Origin of the sequence: Sanguibacter keddieii DSM 10542, from assembly GCF_000024925.1 — a bacterium.
GTDB lineage: Bacteria > Actinomycetota > Actinomycetes > Actinomycetales > Cellulomonadaceae > Sanguibacter > Sanguibacter keddieii.
Genome location: NC_013521.1, coordinates 3,065,811 through 3,087,287, shown reverse-complemented (window position 1 = coordinate 3,087,287; position 21,477 = coordinate 3,065,811). Strand labels below are relative to the sequence as shown.

Here is a 21,477-nt window from a genome sequence, read left to right as displayed (position 1 = left end):
GGCCGCCTATGCCGTGGGGATGATCGACTCGAGGCGCTCCTGGATGGTCGCGAGGGCCGGAGCAGCCTCCTGCTTGCCGAGCCAGAAGTCCGCGAGGCCGTCCGTGAAGGCCTGCTGCATCTCGTTCCACTGGGGGATGAACGTGGACTTGAAGGCGAAGGACGACGACTCGGGGAAGGCCTGCATGTTGACGGGGTCGGTCATCCAGGAGGGTGAGAGGAACGCGTCGGACTGCTGGACCTCGACGTTCGCCGGGACGTCCTGCTTCATCGAGATGACCAGCGGCTGGGCCTTGTCGCTCGTGAGGAAGTCGATGGCCTTGAAGGCGAGTGCCGGGTCCTTGGCGGTCCGGGAGATCGCCAGGCCGGAGCCGAAGGTCGCGACGGCCTGCTCCTTGCCGCGCCACATCGGGGCGATGTCCCACTCGACGCTGTCCTGCTCGGCGAGGGAGCCGACGTTCCAGAATCCCGTGGTGTTCATCGCGACGAGCCCGGCGGCGAAGGCCGGGTCGCCGCCCATGTCCGTCCCCATGTTGGCGTAGTCGATGGTCGAGGGGACCACCTTGTGCTTGAAGACGAGGTCGCCGCAGTACTGCAAAGCCTCGACGACGGCGTCGGAGTCGGCCGTGGGCCGCCCGGCCTCGTCGATGATGGCCCCGCCGTTCTGGTGGGCGAAGCTCCACCACAGCGGCCACCAGCCCGCGCCCGCGTAGCCCCAGCGCTCGCCCGGCACCGTGAGCTCTTGGGCCGCCGAGAGCATGTCGTCCCAGGTCCAGTCCGCCGTCGGGGCAGAGATGCCGGCCGACTCGAAGAGGCCCTTGTTGTAGTAGAGGATCGCCGCGCCGGATCGGTCGGGGATCGCGTACACCGCGTCCTCGTAGGAGTAGACCGAGCCGACGGGCCCGAAGCGGGCGTCGAGGTCGAGGCCTGCGGTGGTGATGTGCTCGTCGAGGGGCAGCAGCTGGTTCTTGCTCGAGTAGACGTTGACGTTCTCGGCGACCTGCATGATGTCGGGGCCCGAGCCGCCCGCGATCATCGTCTGCACCTTCTGCGCGTAGCTGTCGGAGAGGATCAGCTGGAGCGTCACGCTCATCTCGGGGTTCGCCTCGACCAGGGCGTCGATGCGTGCCTGGTACGCCGCCTTGTCGACCTCGCCGCCCCACACGGTCATGACGAGCTTTCCGTCGCCCCCGCCCCCTCCGCTGTCCGAGCCGCACGCGGTGAGGGTGATGACGCCTGCTGCGGCCACGAGCGTGCTCGCCAAGAACCCGCGTCGTGAGAAGTCCGTGTCCATGATGCCCATTGCTGGTCGCCTCCTTGCGATCGTCGCGGGGGTGGCTCCATCGCCTGCAGGCATCGTCGCCTGCTTCCCCGCAGAGTTAAAATAACTCTCAGAAGAAGTGCTGTCCAGGGGGCCGCCGACGGGGGCCCCGAGCGGGCGCACGGTGCCCGGCGCACCGGACGAGCCCGGGGACGACGAAGGCTCCCCGGGCGGCGATCGCCTGGGGAGCCTTCTGGGTCGTGCGGTCGAGCTGGTGGTGCAGGTACGGCAGCGGTCGCTCAGATGGCGCCGAAGCCCACCTTGCGCTGCTCCTCCGAGCCGAGCTCGACGTACCCGATGGTCGCGGCGGGGACGAGCACGCGACGCCCCTTGGCGTCCGTGAGCTCGAGGACGGACCCGTCCTTGAGCGCCGCGCTCACGCGTGCGGCGACGTCGTCCGCGGTCGCGTCGGTCTCGACGACGATCTCGCGTGCCAGGTTCTGAACACCGATCGTGATCTCCACGAAGTCCCACTCTCCTCAGGTGCGTGAGCGCTGCCGGTCAGCCGTGCTCGTGATGTCTCCCGACGATCATCGCCCCTCGGAGGGCACTTCGCGTCGCACCATCCCGTGAATTCCGCGCCAAGCGAACTGTGCGACCAGCTCGGCGGTGTCCATCGTCGTCTCGCCGTCCGCGGCGCGGGCCGTGTCGGCGTCGCGATCGGCCCGCAGCGTGTCGGAGGCCGCCACCCGGGCCATGACCGTCGCGGTGCGGGCGACCGTGAGCGTCTGGGCCTCCGTGAGGTCGGTGAACGTCGCCAGCGCCGCCGCGAACAGCTCGGCGTTGCGCCGGTTGGGCTCCTCGACGCGCTCGCGGACCACGTCGTCGCGCGTGACGTCGGACTCGAAGAGCAGCGACGCGGCGACGCCGCACCCGTCGGCGAAGTCGACGTAGGCACGGACCACCGCGTGCACCACCGCGTACCCGTCGACGTCACGGTCGGCGTTCCCCGACGCCGCGGCGGCCGCAGCAGCCTCGCGGACCGGGACGAGGGCGAGCGCCACGGAGTCGACCAAGGCCTGGCCGCGCTCGTCGATCACCGCGAGGTACAGGTCGAGCTTCGACGGGAAGTGGCGGTACAGGATCGGCTTGGACACCTCGGCGCGCTCGGCGATGTCGTCCATGGAGATGTGGTGGAAGCCGTGGGTCGCGAAGAGGTCCTGGGCGATCGTGAGGATCTGCGCCTGACGCTCGGACTTGGGCATGCGGGGCCGCAGGCGTCTGTGTGGATCGGGTGGAGGGTGGTTGACCACACGGCCAGAGTAGGGCCTCGAACGCCGGGTCTCTGGCAGCATGGGGGCCGTGGACCGCCCCCGTGAGACTCGCCGGAGCGTTCGTGACGCAGCGCGTCCGGGCGTGTCCGACGGCACCCCGGCGGCGACGCGCGGCGCCCTGCGCGCGGCGGCCGCGCGGCAGCAGACCACCACGTCAGCGCCCCTTTCTCGTCGGTCCGGCATCCGTGCCCGACCCGCCGTGGCGCTGCTCCTCGCCGGGGTCCTGGCGGGCACCGGCGCAGGAGCCGTGTGGTCGGCCTCGAGCGCTCGCGAGCCCGTGGGCACGGTCTCATCAGGTGGAACATCCGAGTCCGTGGCGTCCCGCGTCGACGACCGGGCCAGCCGTGATGGCGACCGCGAGGCCGTCGACGGCGCGGGCTCCGGCAGCGTGCTCTCGGCCAACCCGCTCGACACGGACACCCTCGACGCCGTCGCTGCCGCTCGGCCCGGTGCGGACGAGCCGGCCGAGGCCGTCGACCCCGCCGCGAGCGAGGTCGAGGCACCGGTGGTGCCGGTGCTGCCCGAGGGCGTCGACGAGGTCGGGTTCGCGGCAGGCATGCTGTCGACCCATGTCCCCGCCGACGCCGGCGGTGCGCTCGAGGTGGTCCCCGGGGCAGAAGAGGCCCCCGGGACCGGAGAGGTCCTCACGGTCCGTGTGCAGGTCGAGGCAGGCCTCGACGTCGACGGCGCCAAGGTCGCCGACGTCGTGCTCTCGACGCTCAACGACGCCCGGAGCTGGGGCGGCGACGGCTCGCGCACCTTCGCCCGGACCGACGCCGCCGACGCCACCTTCACCGTGACGCTCGCGAGCCCGGCGACGGTCGACAGGCTCTGCGCGCCCCTCGACACCGGTGGCCTGTGGTCCTGCGGCGTCACCGACCACGCCGTCCTCAACTACCTGCGCTGGGTCGAGGGCTCGCCCAACTACGGCGACGACATGGCGGCCTACCGCCAGTACCTGGTGAACCACGAGGTCGGCCACGTGCTGGGGCACCGCCACGAGCAGTGCGGGGCGACGACCGACCTCGCGCCGGTCATGGTCCAGCAGAGCGGTGCGACCATCCGCTGCGTCCCCAACGGCTGGCCCTTCCCCTGACAGGCGCGGACCCGCGCGCGCTCCCGCCGCATGTCGGTGGCGCGTGATGGGATGCGGTCTGTGGAACTGAGACCGCCTGCCTCCCGACCGAGCACCCGGGGACCGTCGTCCCTCGTGCGGCTCGACGAGTCCCAGCAGGCAGCGCTCGAGGCGGCCTTCGAGCAGCCGGTGACCCTGGTCCTCGGGGCACCGGGCTCGGGCAAGACCACCCTCGCCCTCGAGCTCGCCGCCGCAGCCGTCGAGCAGCACGGGGTGTCGCCCGACTCCGTCCTCGTCCTCGGCGCCACCCGGCGCGGGGCGGGGCACCTCCGCGACACCCTCGCCGCCCGGCTCGGGCTCACCGTCCGCGGCGCCGTCGTCCGGACCGCACCCTCGGCGGCCTTCACCGTCCTCACGGCCCGGGCGCAGGCTGCGGGAGAGCCGGCACCCACCCTCGTCACCGGCCCCGAGCAGGACCTCGTGCTCGGAGAGCTCCTCGCCGGGCACGCCGCGGGCGAGGGCGTCGACGTCGGGTGGCCCGCCACCGTCCCGGCCGAGACCCTCGAGCTCCGCGGCTTCCGGGAGGAGCTCCGCGACCTCCTCATGCGAGCCGCCGAGCGCGGTCTGGGCCCGGAGGACCTCGTGACTCTCGGTCGACGGCACTCCCGGCCGGAGTGGGTCGCGGCCGGTCGGCTCTACGAGGAGTACCTCGCCGTGATGGCGCTGCGCGGTCTGACCCCCGACGCCGGCGAGCGCTACGACCCCGCAGGCATCGTCGACGAGGCGGCCCGCACCCTCGAGACCTGGGAGGCCGACGACCGCCCGCGCTGGGACCTCGTCGTGGTCGACGACTACCAAGAGGCCACGGCGGCGACGGCGCGCCTGTGCCACGTGCTCGCGGGCGACGGCGCGCGGCTCGTCCTGCTCGCGGACCCCGACACCTCGGCACAGGCGTTCCGCGGCGCGACGCCAGCGCTCGTCGGGCGGGCCTCGGCCGGGAGCCCGCCCACCAGCCGGTCCCTCGACCTCGACGCGGGGTCGACAGGGGAGCTCGGTGCCCAGGTGCACACGCTCGGGACCGTCTGGCGCCACGGCGCGGTGCTCCGCGACGTGGTGCGCTCCGTGACTCAGGAGATCGGCTCCGTCGGCGCGGTCGAGCACCGTCGGGCGCCCGCCCGGTCGCTGGACGCCGCAGCCGCCGCGGCGGAGGCCTCCGACGGCACCGACAGCACTGACGGCACCGTCGAGACCGCGGTGCTCCCGAGCCCCGCGCTCGAGGAGGCTCACGTCGCCAAGACGCTCCGCGCCGAGCACCTGGTGCGAGGGACGGCGTGGTCGCAGATGGCCGTCGTCGCCCGCTCGGGGTCCGAGCTCGTCCGGCTGCGCAGGGCGCTCGGCGGCGCCGGGGTCCCGGTCGCCGTGGTCGGCACCGACGTCCCGCTGCGCGACGAGCCCGCTGTGCGCCCGCTGCTGCGGGCGCTGCGTGCCTCCGCCACCGGAGACCTCGCCCCCGAGGTCGCCGTCGAGCTCCTCACCTCGCCCCTGGGTGGCATCGACGCCGTCGGGCTGCGCCGTCTGCGTCGCGCGCTCCGGGGCGAGGAGCTCGCGGGGGGCGGGGGACGGACCTCGGACGCGCTCCTGGTCGAGGCTCTCGGAGACCCGGCACGGGTGGTGACGCTCCCGTCCGACGTCGTGCGTGCGCCGCGACGGGTCGCCCGGGTGCTCGAGGCGGGCCGCACTGCCCTCGAAGCTCCCGGTGCCAACGCCCAGACGGTCCTCTGGGCGCTGTGGGCTGCGGCCGACGTCGCCGAGACCTGGCGCTCGATCGCCGTGAACGGCGGGCCGGGAGCCGCGCGCGCCGACCGCGACCTCGACGCGGTGATGGCGGTGTTCCGGGCCGCCGAGACCTTCGTCGAGCGCGTCCCGCAGGCGACCGCCGTGGCCTTCGCCGACCACGTTGAGTCGCAGGACCTGCCCGCCGACACGCTCGCGAAGGGTGCCGCAGCCTCGGACACCGTCCAGCTGCTCACCCCCGCGGGCGCCGCAGGCGGGGAGTGGGAGGTGGTGGTCGTCGCCGGCGTGCAGGACGGCACCTGGCCCGACCTGCGGCTGCGCGACTCGATGCTCGGGTCGCAGGCGCTGGTCGACGTGCTCTCCGGGCGCTCGCAGGACGCCACCTCGACGGGGCGCGACGCGCGCCGCGCCGTCCTCGCCGACGAGCTGCGCGCCTTCGCCGTCGCCGTGTCCCGGGCGTCCCGCAGGCTCGTCGTCACCGCGGTCCGCGACGTGGACTCAGAGCCGTCGGTCTTCGTGGACCTCGTCTCCCCGGACGACGACGGCAGCGACACCGAGCCGCCAGACGTCTTCGCGGCCCCCCTCGACCTGCGCGGTGTGGTGTCGACCCTGCGCACCGAGCTCGCCGCGGCGCTCAGCATGGACGGTGCAGCGGGCTCAGCGGGCTCAGCGGGCTCAGCGGGCTCAGCGGGATCAGCGGGGTCAGAGGGCGCAGCGCGCACGGCTGCCCCAGCCAGCACCGCCCGCGCGGCGTCGGTCGCGGGGCTGCTCGCCCGGCTGGCCGGTGCCGGTGTCGGCGAGGCCGACCCGACCAGCTGGTACGGCTCGGCCGAGCTCTCGACGCCCGCGGCGTTGCGGGCCCCCGACGAGACCGTGCCGGTCTCCCCGTCCAAGGTCGAGCAGGTGCACCGCTGCGCCCTCCGGTGGGCGCTCGAGAGCGCGGGTGGGACCGCGGGCAGCGCCCTGTCGCAGTCGGTCGGCAACCTCGTGCACGACATCGCCCGTGAGCTCCCCGCGGCCGGGCACGCCGAGCTCGCGGCCGAGCTCGACCGTCGCTGGCACGAGCTCGGGATGCCCGACGGCTGGCCCGCCACCCAGACCCGACGCCGGGCCGACGCCATGGTCCGGCGGCTCGCCGACTACTACACCGAGATCTCGGGGGAGGTGCTCGTCGAGGAGTCCTTCGAGGTGCAGGTCGGGCGCGCCGTGCTCCGCGGCTCGGTCGACCGGCTCGAGCGCAGCGGGGAGGACGGCGTCCGGGTCACCGACCTCAAGACGGGCCGCGGGATCCCCAGCGTCGCCGAGGCCGCCACGAACGCCCAGCTCGGCGCCTACCAGCTCGCCGTCGAGTCCGGGGCCTTCCCCGAGCTCGGCCCCGGGGTCCGCAGCGTCGGCGCGCAGCTCGTGTTCGTCGGCGACGGCGCCCGCGGTGCGACCCGCCGTACGCAAGAAGCCCTCGAGACCGGTGAGGACAGCTGGGCGCGCACGCTCGTCACCGAGGCGGCCGAGACCATGGCGGGCGGCAGGTTCCGGGCGGTCGAGAACTCGATGTGCGCCACCTGCGGCGTGCGACGGGCCTGCCCCGTCCAGAACGAGGGGCGCCACGTCGTCGACCTCGGCATGCCAGCCCCCGCGGAGAGGGACGAGAGATGACCACCACGCGCCCGACGCTCAGCGCCGCCGACATCGCCGACCTGCTCGGCCAGCACCGGCCCACCCCGGAGCAGACCGCCGTGATCGAGGCCCCGCTCGCCCCGATGCTCGTGGTCGCAGGTGCCGGCTCCGGCAAGACCGAGACGATGTCGGCGCGTGTCGTGTGGCTCATCGCCAACGGTCTCGTCGAGCCGCAGGAGGTGCTCGGCCTGACCTTCACGCGCAAGGCGGCCGGCGAGCTCTCGGACCGCGTGGGCCGTCGCCTGCGGCAGCTGCGCCGCAGCCGCGCGGGGTCCGGCGGCTCCGCCCTCGACGCCCTCGACCGGCCCACCATCTCGACCTACAACTCCTACGCGGCCTCGCTCGTCGGAGACCACGGGCTGCGGATCGGCCGCGAGCCGGGTGCGCGCCTGCTCTCCGAGGCGTCGAGCTGGCAGGTGGCGAGCGACCTCGTCGAGAGCTGGCACGGCGACCTCGGGACCGACGCCGCCGTCTCGACGGTCGTCGCAGCGGTGCTCGACCTCTCGAACGCCCTGAGCGAGCACCTGCTCACCGTCGCCGAGGCCCGCGAGCAGGTGGCCCGGCTCGTCGAGCAGATCACCTCGACGCCCTTCGGCGGCAAGCGCCGATCCCTCCACGCCGACCTCGGCAAGCTCGCGCGGTCCCTCGGGGAGCGGCACGCGCTGCTCGAGGTGGTCGAGGCCTTCCAGCAGCGCAAGCGCGCCATGGACGCCCTCGACTTCGGCGACCAGGTGTCGCTCGCCGCGCAGCTGGCCGTCGAGGTCGACGCCGTCGCCGCGGGGGAGCGCGCCCGGTACGCGGTCGTGCTGCTCGACGAGTACCAGGACACCTCCTACGCGCAGATCCGCCTGCTGTCGTCGCTGTTCGGCGACGGCCACCCGGTCACCGCCGTCGGCGACCCGAACCAGTCGATCTACGGGTGGCGCGGGGCGAGCGCCTCCGGCCCGGCCCGGTTCCCCGACCAGTTCCGGGACCGCGAGGGGCGTCCCGCCGCGGTCCACCGGCTGAGCACGTCCTGGCGCAACGACCTCGCGATCCTCGACGTCGCCAACACGACCTCGCGCCCGCTCTACCTCGCCGACCCCGACAACTCGCTGCCGTCGCTCGAGCCCCGGCCCTCCGCCGGCCTCGGCTCGGTGCACGGCGTGTACTCCGCGACCGTCGAGGAGGAGGGCGCCGCGATCGCCGAGTTCGTCGCCAAGAGGTGGGAGCCGGGCACCACCACGGCTGCGGTGCTGTGCCGTGCCCGCAGCCAGTTCCCCGCCATCGAGGCGGCGCTGCGCAAGCGTGGGCTGCCGGTCGAGGTCGTCGGTCTCGGTGGGCTGCTCACCACCCCCGAGGTCGTCGACCTCGTCGCGCTGCTCGAGGTCGTCCACGACCCGTCGCGCGGCGACTCGCTCATGCGGCTGCTCACCGGTCCGCGGCTCAACCTCGGGGCCGCCGACCTGCACGCCCTCGCCAGCCGGTCCGCGGAGCTCGGCCGCCGCAACCGTGCCGACCGCCCGGTCGAGGGGGACGTGACCGACGAGCGCTCGATCGTCGACGCTCTCGACGACCTGCCCGCAGAGGGCTGGGTCGGGCCTGACGGGCGCTCCTTCTCGGATGCCGGGTGGGGGCGGCTGCGGTCGCTCGCCGGGATGCTCCGCGAGCTCCGCGCCCTCACCTACCTGTCGCTGCCCGAGCTCGTGGACCGGGCCGAGCGAGCCCTCGGCCTGGACATCGAGATGGCCCTGGTCGCCGCCCGCGCCCGCGACGACGCCCCCAGCACCCGCCCGACCGCCGACCCGCGGGGACGGGCGCACCTCGACGCCTTCCGCGACGTCGCCGCGACCTTCGCCGACACGTCACAGCTCGCCACCCTCGGCGCGTTCCTCGCCTGGCTGTCGACAGCCCAGCAGCGCGAGCGGGGGCTCGACCGACCTCAGGGCGCCCCGGACCCCGAGGCGGTCCAGCTCATCACCGTGCACGCCTCGAAAGGGCTCGAGTGGGACGTGGTGGCCGTCCCCGGTCTCGTCGACGGGGCCTTCCCGTCGACCCGCACCACCGGCGACAAGGGACCCACCTCCTCCGGTTGGCTCACGGGCCTGGGGCAGCTGCCGTTCCCGCTGCGCGGCGACGCCCGCGACCTCCCCGAGCTCTCCCTCGCAGGGGCCGACGACTCCGCCGAGCTCAACGCGCGGCTCGTCGACTTCCGGGAGCGGTGCGGGGAGCACGAGGTCGCCGAGGAGCGCCGCCTCGCCTACGTCGCCTTCACCCGTGCACGGAGCGACCTGCTGCTCACCGGGGCCTGGTGGCGCAGCGCGACCAAGCCCAGCACGCCCTCGCTGTTCCTCACCGAGCTGCACGAGGCCGGCGTCCTCGCCGAGTTCACCGTCGCCGAGCAGCCCGAGCCCGGGACCTCGAACCCGCGCGAGGACCTCACGCCCGAGGCGCTCTGGCCGCCCGTCGACGAGCCTGCGGACGGGCCGGAGGGGTCGGCCGCCGAGGCCGCAGACGGCAGCGCGACCCTGCGCGAGCCGCTCGAGCTGCTGCGGCGCTCGCGCGACCTGGTCCTCGACGCCCTCGTCGACGTCGCGCAGCACCCGGCGAGCACCGAGCCCGTGCTCGCCCGCGACGGCACGGACCTCACCGAGCTCAGCGAGATCCTGCTCGCCGAGCGCCTGACCCGACGCACGGCGGTGACCGCGATGGAGTTCCCCGCGCACGTCTCCGCCTCCGGGCTCGTGGAGATCGCCCGCGACCGTGACGCCTACGCCCTCGCGCTGCGGCGCCCGGTGCCCCGGCAGCCGTCGGTCCACTCACGACGCGGCACGGCCTTCCACCTCTGGGTGGAACGCCAGTACGGCTCGACGTCGCTGTTCGACCTCGACGACATGCCCGGCGCGGACGACGACCTCGTCGACGGCGACACTGCGCTCGCCGACCTCCAGCGCACCTTCGAGGCGTCGGTGTGGTCGGGACTGGTCCCGCTCGAGGTCGAGGTCGCCATCGACACGATGATCGCCGGGGTCATCACCAGGACCCGGATCGACGCGGTGTTCCTCGACCCCGAGCAGCCGGGCGGACCGGACCGTGCACCGGGCGTCGTCGTCGTCGACTGGAAGACCGGGCGGGCGCCGACCGACCGGGAGGCGGCGCGGGCCCGAGAGGTCCAGCTCGCCGTGTACAGGATCGCCTGGTCCCAGTGGTCGGGCACCCCGCTCGAGGACGTCTCCGCTGCGTTCTACTACGTCGCCGACGACACGACCGTGCGGCCGCAGCGCCTCGCGGGGCTCGCCGAGCTCGAGGCGCTCGTGCGGGGTGAGGTCTGAGCGGGCCGGTCTAGCGAGGGTCCGACGCCGTGCGCTCCGCGGCGGAGCCCTCTCGCTCCGGTCGGTCCAGCGTGGTGCTCGGTTCGTCGAGGCGCGTGGAGATCACGAGCAGCGTGATCCCGACGACGGCGACGATCGCGGCGATCGCCAGCGGCATCTGGTTGGAGCGGAAGGCCATCTCGCTGAACGGCCCGGGCGCCTCCACCAGGCCGGGGAGGGGAGACCCGTGGGTCCAGACCGAACCCATCGGGGTCCCGGGGACGAAGGTGACGAGCACCGCGACGACGAGCGTGCCGAGACCGGTGGTCCGGACGATGAACTTTCGTGACGAAGCCATGACCTATCCCAGCACAGATCGAGGGGCGTCGCAGGGTGGCTGTGTGGTGGCCCACCCGGTCCGGGTGAGGTCGGCCATCGAGGCGGGCGAGGACTCGTCGGCCATCGCCGCCCCGCGCGCCCAGCTGGTGGCGAGCGTGGCGAGGAAGAGGTCCCGTCCGCGGACCTCGGCTCGGGCGCTCCCCTCGCGCTGCGCGTCGGCGAGGAACTCGTCTGTCGTGGTGATGTAGCCCTGGCAGGTGAGCGCCAGGGGTGAGGCCTCGGCGCTCATCGCGGCACGCAGGGGCTCGGGCAGCCCGTCGAAGGCGCTCGCCCAGTCGGTCAGGGCGCGCAGCCAGCCGTCAAGGGCTTCTGCGGCGTCGGTCGACCCGGTCCGGATCGCCTCGCGCCGTGCGACCAGCTCGTCGTCGCGTGCAGCCAGCAGGGCGGCCAGCAAGGCCTCGCGGGTGGGGAAGTGGCGGTAGAGCGTCCCGGCACCCACGCCGGCGCGCTTGGCGATGGCGTCGAGGGACCCTGTCACCCCGTGCTCGCCGAAGTGCTGCTCGGCGACGTCGAGGATGTGGTCCCGGTTGCGCTGGGCGTCGGCTCGTGGCCGGCGCGCCGGTGGGGTCGTCGCGGACATGGTGAGCACCCTCCCGTTGACAAAGTGGAGAGTGTCTCCGTATCGTCGTTCTCAAGTGGAGACTATCTCCATATTTGTTCGGTGTCACGTGCCGTCCTCTCGACGGACGGTGCTCACACCTCCTCTCGCCGCCGAAGGAAGACCCCCGTTGCCCAGCCCTGACGCACCCCAGATCCTCCTGGCCCTCCAGCTGGCCAACGGCTACGGCGCCCAACCTGGGGCCTGGCGCATGCCCGGCACCGACCCGTCGGCCTACACCGACATGGACGTGCTGGTCCGCTACGCCCAGACCGCAGAGCGGGGGAAGATCCAGCTGATCTTCCTGGCGGACACCCCTGTCCTCGACGTCGACCTCGAGCAGCAGGCTCCGCACCACGCGACCGACCCGATCGTGGTGCTGACCTCGATGGCCCGCAGCACCGAGCGCATCGGCCTCGTCGCGACCAGCTCGACCACGCTGAACGAGCCCTTCACCATCGCTCGCCAGTTCAAGGCCCTCGACATCGCCAGCCACGGGCGCGCCGGGTGGAACGCCGTCCCGACGTCGATCCCTGCGGCCGCCGCGAACTACGGCATCACGCTCCCGTCGCGCCAAGACAAGTACGAGCGCGCCCACGAGGTCGTCCAGGTGGTCCAGGCGCTGTGGGGCAGCTGGGAGGCTGACGCGTGGGTCCGCGACGTCGAGGGCCGCAGGTTCGCCGACATGTCGAAGATCCGCCCGGTGAACCTGCGCGGGCGCCACGTCGCCTCCGCCGGACCGCTCGCGATCCCACCGTCCGAGCAGGGTCAGCCGGTGATCTTCCAGGCCGGCGGCGGTGATGCGGGCCTGGAGGTCGCCGCACGCTACGCCACCGGCGTCTACGCGAACCCGTTCACGATCGACGAGGGTCGCGCGCACCGTGACGCGCTGCGCGCCGCAGCCGAGCGCGTCGGCCGGGACCCCGACGAGGTCAAGCTCTTCGCCGGCTTCATGCCGACGGTCGCCGCGTCTCGCCGGGCGGCTCTGGACCGGCGCAGGATCCTCGACGAGTCGGTCGACCTCGACCAGCGCGTGCGCTACCTCGGGTCGATGATCGGCCTGCCCCTGACCCCGGCGCAGCTCGACGAGCCGCTGAGCGCGGACCAGCTCGCCGCCGCGCGGCCGAGCCCGGGCGACCCGCGTGCTCCGCACGCCCTCGACGTCGCCCAAGAGGGCTGGACCCTGCGCGACGTCCTCGCGCACGGCGTCATCGACTACCACCCCGTCGTCCCCGGCACGGCAGCCGACGTCGCCGACCACATGCAGGAGTGGTTCGAGGCCGGCGCCTGCGACGGCTTCTCGCTGGCCGTCGACGTCTACGCCGACGGAGTCGACACCTTCGTCGACGAGGTCGTCCCGCTGCTGCAGCAGCGCGGCCTCTTCCACACCGACTACGAGGGTACGACGCTGCGCGACCACCTCGGTGCACCCGCCCAGTACGGCACCGACCCGCGCCTGTCCTAGACCACGCCTGACCGGACCTCGGAGCCGCCCGGCACCGGCGCTCCGACGCACACCCCCGCACCTCCCAGAGAAGACCTCCCAGAGAAAGAGGACCACCATGAAGATCGCCATCATCGGAGCCGGAGCCATCGGGAGCACGCTCGCCCAGCGGCTGGCCGGCGCCGGGCACGACGTCACCATCGCCAACTCGCGGGCTCCTGAGACCGTCGACGCCGCTGCGCTCAGCACCGGGGCGCGTGCCGCCTGGGCCGCGGACGTGACCGCCGGGGCGGAGGTCGTCGTGGTCTCGGTCAGCCTCGTGCAGGTGCCCGACGTCGCTGCGGTCGTCCGGTCGGCGCCCTCTGACGCCGTCGTCGTCGACACGTCGAACTACTACCCCCAGCGGGACGGTGTCCTCCCCGGGTTCGAAGACGGCGACGTCGAGAGCCTGTGGGTCCAGACCCGGTACGGGCGTCCTGTCGCCAAGGCGTGGAACTCCGTCCTCGCGGCGTCCTTCGCCGAGAAGGGGTCCGCGCCGGGAGCTGCTGGGCGAGTCGCACTCCCGGTGGCCGCGGACGACGACGCGCACCGCGCGACCGCCATGGCGCTCGTGGAGGACACCGGGTTCGACGCCGTCGACGCCGGTGCGCTCGCGACCTCCTGGCGCCAGCAGCCAGGTGCTCCGGCCTACTGCACCGACCTCACAGCCGCTGAGCTCCTCCCGGCGCTGGCCGCCGCCGAGGCGAGCCGATCTCCTCTCCGACGCGACCTGGTCGGAGAGGTCGTCACCGAGCGGGCCGAGGCCGGAGGGGCCATCACCGGCGACTACCTCCTGGCGCTCAACCGGGCCGTGTACTGATCCTCGACGCCCAGGGCTGACGACCAGGGGCCCTGGCCCTCGACCGTCAGCCCTCGTCGTCTGCGCTGCTGCTCTTCTTCTCGGCTGACGCTGCCTGGGTGTCCTGCTCGGTCTCGTCGGACGAGGTCGTGGGGACCGGGCCGGTCGGCGGCGGTGGGGGCGGGACGGCTCCGGCCGCTGCGTCGTCGGACGGGCCCTGGTCCCTGCCTGCGGGGGCGGCGACCGCCTCGGTGCCGACCACCCGGACAGGGGCGGTGAACGCCGCCGTCGCCACGTCCTGCAGCGGGCGCGGCTGGACCCGGTCGTAGTCGGGGACCCGGACCGCCTCGTCCTCGTCGGTCTCCGTCCCGGTGGCGCCGTCGCGCTCCGCACCGGGAGCAGCGTGGTCGTGCGCCGAGGGTGTCGTGCTCTTCGCCGATCCCGGCGGTGCGACCGGGGTCGACCCGGTCGACCGCTCGCCGCGGGCTCGCTCGATCGCCTCGTCCTGGGCCTGCGCGTGCACGGAGGTCGCCCGCGGCGTCGGCGCAGAGACCGCCGCAGCGCGGCCGCCGGCCGTGGGGACCTGACCGGTCGCGACCGAGAAGGCGCCCACCTCGGTCGCTGCGCGCTCGAGGTCGGCGAGCATGCTGACGGCGTCCTCGACCACCTCGTCGTCCTTGGTCCGAACCCCGTGCAGCAGCCACCGGGCGAGGGCGAGCTCGGAGGCGAGCAGGGCCCTGTCCACGAGGTGCTTGTCGGTCAGCTCGGTGCGGCGCAGCTGGTAGGCCTCGAGGATCGACTCGATCGCGTCCTGCGGGGCGGTGACCAGCAGCCACGCGAGGTCGTCCGCAGGGTCGCCCACCTGGACGTCGGCGAAGTCGCTGATCGCGCTCACCTGACCGGCCCGCACCAGGAAGGTGTCCGCCGACAGGGCGGTGTGCGTGATCGTGGGGCTGAAGCGCCACATCGAGACCTCCTCGAGCGACCGCTCCCAGCGGCGCAGCAGCCCGACCGGCACGCGGCCCGTCGAGGCGGCGGCGTCCACCTCGGAGAGGCGCCGCTCGCGGTACTCCTGGGCGGAGTACACCGGGAGACCGGCGCGCTCGACGATCGACACGGGCAGCTCGTGCAGCGCCCCGACGGCCCGCCCGAGGCTCGCGCTCAGCCCGGGACCCGGCACGATGCGCTCGACCCGCAGCGGGTGACCGGGCAGGTCGGGGTACACCACGGCACGTCCGCCCTCGGGGAGCGGTGCGAAGCCGGCCGCGCGCGGCACCTCGAAGGGGAGCCGGCCGTCGTCCACGTACGACTCGAGCGCGGCGAGGAAGGCGACCTCGGCCTCGAGAGCTGCCCCGGCGGCGAGGGTCGCGGGAGCACGCACCACCCAGCGTCGGCGCTCGGAGTCGACGGCGGTCGCGGCGTCGAAGCCGGCAGGGGCCGGGCTCGGCTGCACGCCGTGCACGTCGAGCCCGGGCACGGCCAGGGTGGAGAGGGCGGCGAGGGCGAGCGGAGAACGAGGCACGCTCCCACGGTAGACGGAAGGTCGCCGGACGGCCCGGAGGCACCCCGCAGCCAGGGTGAGCATCGTGCGTCCGTAGCGTGGGTCCCGTGCAGCGCCACCGCCGCCCGGGGTCGTACGGTGGAGGCATGGGACATGTCGACTGGGACCAGCTGCCGCTCTCGAGAGCCACCACAGGACGCCGCGCCGAGCGCCGCACAGAGCCGGAGGTCGTCACCACGGTGCTGACCGAGACGGGCACCCAGGTGCTCCTCCTGCACCGCAAGCGCCTCGCGGTGCTGCCCGCCGACGGCACCGACCGGCACCTCGCGCTCGTCGAGGCCGCAGAGGTCCAGCAGCTCACCGCGCAGGACGGGCTGACGCAGGACCAGCGCCCCACCTGGCTGTACCTCGGTGCGGACGACGACCGGGCCTACGTCGCCTGCGTCCTCCCGGACACGGCGGGCTCCGACGAGCTCGGCCTCGAGGGCATCGCCCCGTCAGGGGCAGCCGACGGGCTCGTCGCCCGGCACACCTGGGGGTCGCTCCGCGAGCTCGGCGCGCAGCTGAGCACCCGTGACGTCGGCCTCGCGACCGAGGCGGTCGCGCTCGCCGCGTGGCACGCCGCGCACCCGCGCTGCCCCCGCTGCGGCGAGCCCACCGAACCCGTGGACGGGGGCTGGGTGCGCCGCTGCACCAACGACGGGTCCGACCACTACCCCCGCACCGACCCGGCCGTGATCATGGCGGTCCTCGACACGGACGACCGGCTGCTCCTCGGCCACGCCGCGCAGTGGCCGAGCGGACGTTTCTCGACCCTCGCCGGGTACGTCGAGCCCGGCGAGCCGCTCGAGGCAGCCGTGCGCCGCGAGGTGCTCGAGGAGGTCGGCATCACCGTCGGAGCGGTCGAGTACCGCGGCAGCCAGCCCTGGCCGTTCCCCGCCTCGCTCATGCTCGGCTTCGTCGCCCACGCCGAGACCACCGACATCCAGGTCGACGGTGTCGAGGTGACCGAAGCCCGCTGGTTCACCCGTGAGGAGATCGCCGCGGCCGTCGGGTCCGGAGAGCTGGGGCTGCCGAGCCGTGCGTCGATCGCCCGTGCGCTCGTCGAGGACTGGTACGGCGGCGAGCTCCCCGGGGCCTGAGCGACGGCGGCACCGCCGCCCGGCGGCGCGCCACGGCGAGAGCACAGAGACCGCCCGGCTCGGCCGGACGGTCTCTCGCGGTGCTGCTCAGAGCCCGCAGGGCGCGCGGTGCTCCTCGGCGGGTGCTCAGGCGGCGAGGCGCGCCTTGACGTCGGCGAGCGACGGGTTGGTCGCGGCCGAGCCGTCGGGGAACACGAGCGTCGGGACCGTCTGGTTGCCCCCGTTGACCTGCTCGACGTACTCGGCGGTCCCCGGGACCTCTTCGATGTTGATCTCGGTGTAGCCGATGCCCGCCGAGTCCATCTGCGTCTTCAGGCGACGGCAGTAGCCGCACCATGAGGTCGTGTACATGACGACCTCACCTGCGGGGGGAAGGGTGGGGGAGGTGGCGGTGGTCTCGCTCATGGCGGGAGACTCTCCTCTCGAGAGACGGGGCGTTCGCTGCGCTGCCCGGCGGGCAGCGGCTCCACGTGGACAACCGTGGTGCAGGCCACCAGTATTCCCCGCGGCCGGCGGTCAGACCTGTCGGTGCCGGCTGGGAAGATGGAGTCCTCATGCCTGCACCATCGTCCTCACCCCAGCCTTCGTCCGCTCCTCCGTCGGACCTCTTCGCCTCGACCGTCCCGAGGACACCCGAGGCGATCCTCGAGGCGCTCGACCCGGACCAGCGGGCCGTCGCCGAGGCGCTCACCGGACCGGTGTGCGTGCTCGCGGGCGCGGGCACCGGGAAGACACGCGCCATCACGCACCGCATCGCGTACGGCGTCCGGACCGGCATGTACACGCCGACGACGGTCCTGGCCGTGACCTTCACGGCCCGGGCGGCGGGGGAGATGCGCACCCGGCTGCGCGACCTCGGCGTGAGCGGCGTGCAGGCCCGTACCTTCCATGCCGCGGCCCTGCGCCAGCTGAGCTTCTTCTGGCCCCAGGTGGTCGGCGGGCCGCCGCCCCGCATCCTCGAGCACAAGGCCCCCGCCGTGGGCGAGGCAGCCCGCCGCCTGAACCTGAGCGTCGACCGCGTCGCGGTGCGCGACCTCTCGTCCGAGGTCGAGTGGGCCAAGGTCTCGCTCGTCACGGCCGAGGACTACGAGCGCGCCTGCGTGGCCAAGGGGCGCCCGGCGCCGGCGGGCTTCGACCACCGCACCGTCGCGCGGCTCATCACCGCCTACGAGGAGGTCAAGACGGAGCGTTCCGTCATCGACTTCGAGGACGTGCTCCTCATGCTCGGCGACATGCTCGCCTCGAACCACACGATCGCCGAGACCGTGCGCCGCCAGTACCGGCACTTCGTGGTCGACGAGTACCAGGACGTCTCCCCGCTCCAGCAGTTCGTCCTCGACCAGTGGCTCGGCGACCGTCGCGAGCTCTGCGTGGTCGGCGACCCGAGCCAGACCATCTACTCCTTCACCGGAGCCACGCCGCACCACCTGCTGAGCTTCCAGAAGGTCCACCCGGACGCCCAGGTGGTGCGCCTGGTCCGCGACTACCGCTCGACGCCCCAGGTGGTCGGGCTCGCCAACAAGCTCCTCGCGACCAAGGGCGTGCGGCGCTCGGGCAGCCACCCGGCGCTCGAGCTCATCGCCCAGCGTCCCTCCGGCCCGCCCGTCGCCTACACCACCTACGACGACGACGAGAGCGAGGCCCGGGGGATCGCCACCAAGGTCGGTCGGCTGGTCGCGGCGGGCACCGCCCCGTCCGAGATCGCCGTCCTGTACCGCACCAACGCGCAGTCGGAGGGCTTCGAGGCCGCGCTCGCCGACGCCGGCATCGCGTACCTGGTGCGCGGCGGCGAGAGGTTCTTCGCACGCCGCGAGGTCCGCGACGCCATCGTGCTGCTCCGCGGGGCAGCACGCTCGGCCGAGCCCGACATCCCCATGCCGACCACGGTGCGCGACGTCCTCACGTCGGCCGGCTGGTCCGCGGCACCCCCGGCGGGCCGCGGGGCGACGCGGGAGCGGTGGGAGTCCATGCAGGCGCTCGTCGGCCTCGCCGACGACCTCTGGGCCAAGCGTCGTGCCTCCCTGCCGGACCTCATCCAGGACCTCGAGGAGCGCTCCTCGGCTCAGCACGCCCCGACGGTCGAGGGCGTCACCCTCGCCTCCCTGCACGCCGCCAAGGGTCTCGAGTGGGACGCCGTGTTCCTCGCCGGGATGAGCGAGGGGCTCATGCCGATCTCGCTCGCCGAGACCGACGAGGCCGTCGCCGAGGAGCGGCGCCTGCTCTACGTCGGGATCACCCGTGCCCGCGAGCACCTGGACCTCTCGTACGCGAGGGCGCGCAACCCGGGCGGGCGCGCCGGACGTCGGCGGACACGGTTCCTCGACGGCCTCTGGCCGAGCGACAACCCGGCCGCCGGGATCCGTCGAGCCCCGCGCGACGTCGGCGGCCGGTCGGCCGTCGTGGTGACCGGGACCTACGACGCCGAGCTCTACGAGGCGCTCAAGGACTGGCGGACCGCTCGCGCCGAGGCGATCGACCGGCCGAAGTTCGTCGTGTTCTCGGACGCGATCCTGCGCGCGATGGCCGAGCTCGCACCCACCACGAACGCCGACCTGGTGCGGATCGACGGGGTCGGGCCGGGCAAGGTGGAGACCTACGGCGCGGAGGTCCTCGGGGTCGTGCGAGCACACGTCGAAAAGAAGTCCGGTAATTAACTTGCGGGCCGAGAACGGCCCGCCCTAAGGTTCAAGAGTCCCTGAAGGAGCGGCGACGGTCGAGAGGCCAGAGCCCGAGACGAGAGGAGGTGGGTGCTAGATGGAGATCAACATCATGACCGCAACGGTCATCGGAAGCCGCGACGCAGCGAGCTACCCAGCGCAGGTCGGCTCCGCCGCGACCGCTGTCTCCACTCGTCGTCGGTTCACCGGCATCGACCGCACCCACGTCTCCGCACCCAGGGCACACTCCGTCTGACACCTCTCAGACGTGCCGTCCAGGCCGCGGAGTCCTCAGGGATCCGCGGCCTTCTGCGTACCACCGGCCTGTCCTCGCCCAGCGGGGTCGGCTCGTCGTACCGGGCTCCGCGCATCCCTCACAGCCAGAACACGTGAGACCAAGGGATACAAGGAGGACACCGTGCGGCCTACCACGCTGCTCGACACGATGTCACAGGGCGGGTCCGGGGCCTGGGCGCGACCCAGCACCACCCAGGAGCCGACGCACGACCAGGCGACCGTCCGCGGGGACGCTCGACCTGCAGCAACACTCACCCAGACCGAGGGCAGGGAGTTCGACGAGCTCGTCGCCGGGCTCGTCCCCTGCCGCAACAACGACCCCGAGCTCTGGTTCGCCGAGCAGTCGACCCAGGTCGAGCAGGCGAAGGCCCTCTGCAAGGAGTGCCCCCTGGTGGCCGCGTGCCTCACCGGCGCGGTCGACCGCGCCGAGCCGTGGGGTGTCTGGGGTGGAGAGGTCTTCGTCGACGGCGTCGTCGTCGCGAAGAAGAGAGGGCGGGGACGTCCCCGCAAGAGCGAGGTGCTGTGATGCACGCAGCGTCCCGTCAGCACCCGGGTGCCACGGCACCCATCCCGGTGCACCCGCAGCGCGGGTGCACCGACCAGCCCCGCAGCCGGGGCATGGCGTCGAGGGCCTCGACCTCGATGCTCGCCCCGGCTGTCGCGGGCCGCCGCCCGTCCAGGTAGGCCAGCACCTCCGCCGCGACCACCGCTCCGGCCAGCGCCGCGACCACCGACGGCTGCGGCACCAGGAGCGGCAGGCCCGTCCCGCCGGGGACGTGCGCGGTCCCGCCAGCGACCTGCCCCGGAATGTCGGCGCCGACGTCTCGCCCGGCTCCTCGTCCCGCCTGTCCGTCAGCCCCACGGCCAGCCCTCCCGTCCGACGGGTCCTGCAGCTCGACGCAGCGCATGCAGGCCGTCAGCCCCGGGAGCACGAAGGGCCCCACCGCCGCGCCCCACGCCGCCACCGTGACCACCAGGTGCGCGACCCCCTCGGCCATGAGCCGAGCCGTCCGCAGCACCTCGCCGCCGTCCTCGACGACCAGGACCACCACGTCGGGCGAGAGCGCGTCGCGGCGCCCGACCCTCAGCGCGCGGTGCGAGAGGCGTGCCGCGTCGCCCACCGCGTCGTCGCGCCGCCGGCCCACGTGGTGCTCGCGCAGACCGCCGACCCCCACGTCTGCCTGCCGGACCTGGCGCGCGTCGTCGAGGACGACGGTCTCGACCCCCGCCGAGGCCAGGACGTCGACCACGACGGCACCGAGCCGCCCGCAGCCGACGAGCGCGACGACCCCCGTCGCACGGGCGGCCACGACCGACGGCCCGGTCGTGCCGCGGGACCTGGCCCAGGGCTCGAGGGCCCTCGCCTCGTCGCACAGCGAGGAGCGCAGCAGGTCGGTCGTGGGCACGTCACTCCTGTCGTCGGAGCGTCCATCGTCGCCCGTCGGCGACCCACGGAGGAGTTGTCCACAGGGCAGCGTCGAGCGGGTGACGTCGAGGACAGTCCAGACGACATGCCGCAGAAAGGGCTTCTCACCAGGGCGTCGAGACGCTACGGTCTGTGTGTGCCCGACACCGTCGACGGAGTGCCAGACCCCACCATCGAGGTGCGACGGAGCCGTCGACGCAAGAGCACGGTGAGCGCGTACCGCGACGGGGACCGCACGATCGTCTCCATCCCCGCACGGTTCTCGCGCGCCCAGGAACGTGAGTGGGTCGCGCGCATGGTGGCGCGCCTGGCCGACAAGGAGAAGCGACGGCGCCCCTCGGACGAGGGGCTCGAGACGCGTGCCGCGCTGCTGTCGGAGAAGTACCTCGACGGCAGGGCTCGCCCCAGCTCCGTGCGGTGGTCCAGCCGGCAGGGGCGCCGCTGGGGCTCGTGCACCCTCCCGGACAGGTCCATCCGGATCTCCACGCGCGTGCGCGGCATGCCGGCCTGGGTCCTCGACTACGTGCTGCTGCACGAGCTCGCGCACACCCTGCACGCCGGACACGGCCCCGAGTTCTGGGCGTTGCTCGACGCCTACCCGCGCACCGAGCGCGCCCGGGGCTTCCTCGAGGGCTTCTCGTTCGCGTGCGACACCGGGACGGACGGCGTACCGCCCGACGACGGAGACGAGGACGACGACGGGAGCGGTGCCGACGCGGCAGACGAGACCGGGCAGGGGCCGCCCTAG

General features: G+C 73.6%; 17 protein-coding genes. 9 read left to right on the top strand and 8 right to left on the bottom strand.

Annotated features, from left to right (window positions below; translation table 11 throughout):
- Positions 1 to 6: 6 nt before the first annotated feature.
- The 3 genes from SKED_RS13580 to SKED_RS13570 form a co-directional block, all read right to left on the bottom strand.
- Positions 7 to 1,302 (bottom strand): ABC transporter substrate-binding protein, encoded by a 1,296-nt coding sequence (locus SKED_RS13580; RefSeq protein ID WP_012867740.1) that lies wholly within the window; start codon positions 1,300 to 1,302, stop codon positions 7 to 9.
- Positions 1,303 to 1,559: 257 nt separating this feature from the next.
- Complete coding sequence (locus tag SKED_RS13575) at positions 1,560 to 1,784, bottom strand: DUF3107 domain-containing protein (RefSeq protein WP_012867739.1); 225 nt, start codon at positions 1,782 to 1,784, stop codon at positions 1,560 to 1,562.
- Positions 1,785 to 1,850: 66 nt separating this feature from the next.
- Positions 1,851 to 2,525 carry a TetR/AcrR family transcriptional regulator gene (locus SKED_RS13570; protein WP_042438073.1) on the bottom strand — a complete coding sequence of 225 codons (675 nt, stop codon included), beginning with the start codon at positions 2,523 to 2,525 and terminating at the stop codon, positions 1,851 to 1,853.
- Positions 2,526 to 2,676: 151 nt separating this feature from the next.
- On the opposite strand from SKED_RS13570, the gene SKED_RS20770 reads away from it, so the two are divergent.
- The 3 genes from SKED_RS20770 to SKED_RS13555 all read left to right on the top strand — a co-directional run bounded on the left by SKED_RS20770 (position 2,677) and on the right by SKED_RS13555 (position 10,448).
- The gene (locus SKED_RS20770; protein ID WP_052293898.1) at positions 2,677 to 3,690 is read left to right on the top strand and encodes a DUF3152 domain-containing protein; all 1,014 of its coding nucleotides are present in this window, start codon (positions 2,677 to 2,679) and stop codon (positions 3,688 to 3,690) included.
- 114 nt (positions 3,691 to 3,804) lie between these two features.
- Entirely contained in the window at positions 3,805 to 7,116 is a 3,312-nt protein-coding gene (locus SKED_RS13560; protein WP_143755742.1) for an ATP-dependent helicase, read from the top strand.
- The gene (locus SKED_RS13555; RefSeq protein WP_012867735.1) at positions 7,113 to 10,448 is read left to right on the top strand and encodes an ATP-dependent helicase; all 3,336 of its coding nucleotides are present in this window, start codon (positions 7,113 to 7,115) and stop codon (positions 10,446 to 10,448) included. Before SKED_RS13560 ends, SKED_RS13555 begins: the two co-directional genes overlap by 4 nt.
- 10 nt (positions 10,449 to 10,458) lie before the next feature.
- On the opposite strand, the gene SKED_RS13550 is transcribed toward SKED_RS13555, so the two are convergent.
- Together SKED_RS13550 and SKED_RS13545 are read right to left on the bottom strand one after the other, a co-directional pair.
- On the bottom strand, positions 10,459 to 10,785 hold the full coding sequence (locus SKED_RS13550) for a hypothetical protein (protein ID WP_012867734.1): 327 nt from the start codon (positions 10,783 to 10,785) through the stop codon (positions 10,459 to 10,461).
- A 3-nt stretch (positions 10,786 to 10,788) separates the two neighbouring features.
- Positions 10,789 to 11,406 carry a TetR/AcrR family transcriptional regulator gene (locus SKED_RS13545; RefSeq protein WP_042439297.1) on the bottom strand — a complete coding sequence of 206 codons (618 nt, stop codon included), beginning with the start codon at positions 11,404 to 11,406 and terminating at the stop codon, positions 10,789 to 10,791.
- Between the two features lie 148 nt (positions 11,407 to 11,554).
- Here SKED_RS13545 and SKED_RS13540 point away from each other — a divergent pair, with 148 nt between their 5' ends.
- Positions 11,555 to 12,889 (top strand): NtaA/DmoA family FMN-dependent monooxygenase, encoded by a 1,335-nt coding sequence (locus tag SKED_RS13540; RefSeq protein ID WP_012867732.1) that lies wholly within the window; start codon positions 11,555 to 11,557, stop codon positions 12,887 to 12,889.
- Positions 12,849 to 13,727, top strand: coding sequence for an NADPH-dependent F420 reductase (locus SKED_RS13535; protein ID WP_281042920.1), 879 nt, complete (start codon positions 12,849 to 12,851; stop codon positions 13,725 to 13,727). Before SKED_RS13540 ends, SKED_RS13535 begins: the two co-directional genes overlap by 41 nt.
- Before the next feature lie 46 nt (positions 13,728 to 13,773).
- Here the strand turns inward: SKED_RS13535 and SKED_RS19585 are convergent, their stop codons facing one another.
- Complete coding sequence (locus SKED_RS19585; RefSeq protein ID WP_081448095.1) at positions 13,774 to 15,228, bottom strand: phosphotransferase; 1,455 nt, start codon at positions 15,226 to 15,228, stop codon at positions 13,774 to 13,776.
- 125 nt (positions 15,229 to 15,353) lie between these two features.
- Here SKED_RS19585 and nudC point away from each other — a divergent pair, with 125 nt between their 5' ends.
- Complete coding sequence (gene nudC / locus SKED_RS13525; RefSeq protein WP_012867729.1) at positions 15,354 to 16,349, top strand: NAD(+) diphosphatase; 996 nt, start codon at positions 15,354 to 15,356, stop codon at positions 16,347 to 16,349.
- A 126-nt stretch (positions 16,350 to 16,475) separates the two neighbouring features.
- Here the strand turns inward: nudC and SKED_RS13520 are convergent, their stop codons facing one another.
- Positions 16,476 to 16,754, bottom strand: a complete 279-nt coding sequence (locus SKED_RS13520; RefSeq protein WP_012867728.1) for a mycoredoxin — start codon at positions 16,752 to 16,754, stop codon at positions 16,476 to 16,478.
- 149 nt (positions 16,755 to 16,903) lie between these two features.
- Between SKED_RS13520 and SKED_RS13515 the strand changes: the two genes are divergently transcribed.
- Entirely contained in the window at positions 16,904 to 19,003 is a 2,100-nt protein-coding gene (locus SKED_RS13515; protein WP_012867727.1) for an ATP-dependent DNA helicase UvrD2, read from the top strand.
- Positions 19,004 to 19,424: 421 nt separating this feature from the next.
- On the top strand, positions 19,425 to 19,829 hold the full coding sequence (locus SKED_RS13510; RefSeq protein WP_012867725.1) for a WhiB family transcriptional regulator: 405 nt from the start codon (positions 19,425 to 19,427) through the stop codon (positions 19,827 to 19,829).
- A 16-nt stretch (positions 19,830 to 19,845) separates the two neighbouring features.
- Here the strand turns inward: SKED_RS13510 and SKED_RS13505 are convergent, their stop codons facing one another.
- On the bottom strand, positions 19,846 to 20,709 hold the full coding sequence (locus SKED_RS13505; RefSeq protein WP_012867724.1) for a hypothetical protein: 864 nt from the start codon (positions 20,707 to 20,709) through the stop codon (positions 19,846 to 19,848).
- A gap of 156 nt (positions 20,710 to 20,865) precedes the next feature.
- On the opposite strand from SKED_RS13505, the gene SKED_RS13500 reads away from it, so the two are divergent.
- The gene (locus SKED_RS13500; RefSeq protein ID WP_012867723.1) at positions 20,866 to 21,477 is read left to right on the top strand and encodes a M48 metallopeptidase family protein; all 612 of its coding nucleotides are present in this window, start codon (positions 20,866 to 20,868) and stop codon (positions 21,475 to 21,477) included.

Bases quoted from the DNA above. Each gene is read 5' to 3' on its own strand.
- SKED_RS13580 (WP_012867740.1), bottom strand. From the start codon at position 1,302: ATGGGCATCATGGACACGGACTTCTCACGACGCGGGTTCTTGGCGAGC.
- SKED_RS13570 (WP_042438073.1), bottom strand. From the start codon at position 2,525: ATGCCCAAGTCCGAGCGTCAGGCGCAGATCCTCACGATCGCCCAGGAC.
- SKED_RS13555 (WP_012867735.1), top strand. From the start codon at position 7,113: ATGACCACCACGCGCCCGACGCTCAGCGCCGCCGACATCGCCGACCTG.
- SKED_RS13550 (WP_012867734.1), bottom strand. From the start codon at position 10,785: ATGGCTTCGTCACGAAAGTTCATCGTCCGGACCACCGGTCTCGGCACG.
- SKED_RS13545 (WP_042439297.1), bottom strand. From the start codon at position 11,406: ATGTCCGCGACGACCCCACCGGCGCGCCGGCCACGAGCCGACGCCCAG.
- nudC (WP_012867729.1), top strand. From the start codon at position 15,354: ATGGGACATGTCGACTGGGACCAGCTGCCGCTCTCGAGAGCCACCACA.
- SKED_RS13520 (WP_012867728.1), bottom strand. From the start codon at position 16,754: ATGAGCGAGACCACCGCCACCTCCCCCACCCTTCCCCCCGCAGGTGAG.
- SKED_RS13515 (WP_012867727.1), top strand. From the start codon at position 16,904: ATGCCTGCACCATCGTCCTCACCCCAGCCTTCGTCCGCTCCTCCGTCG.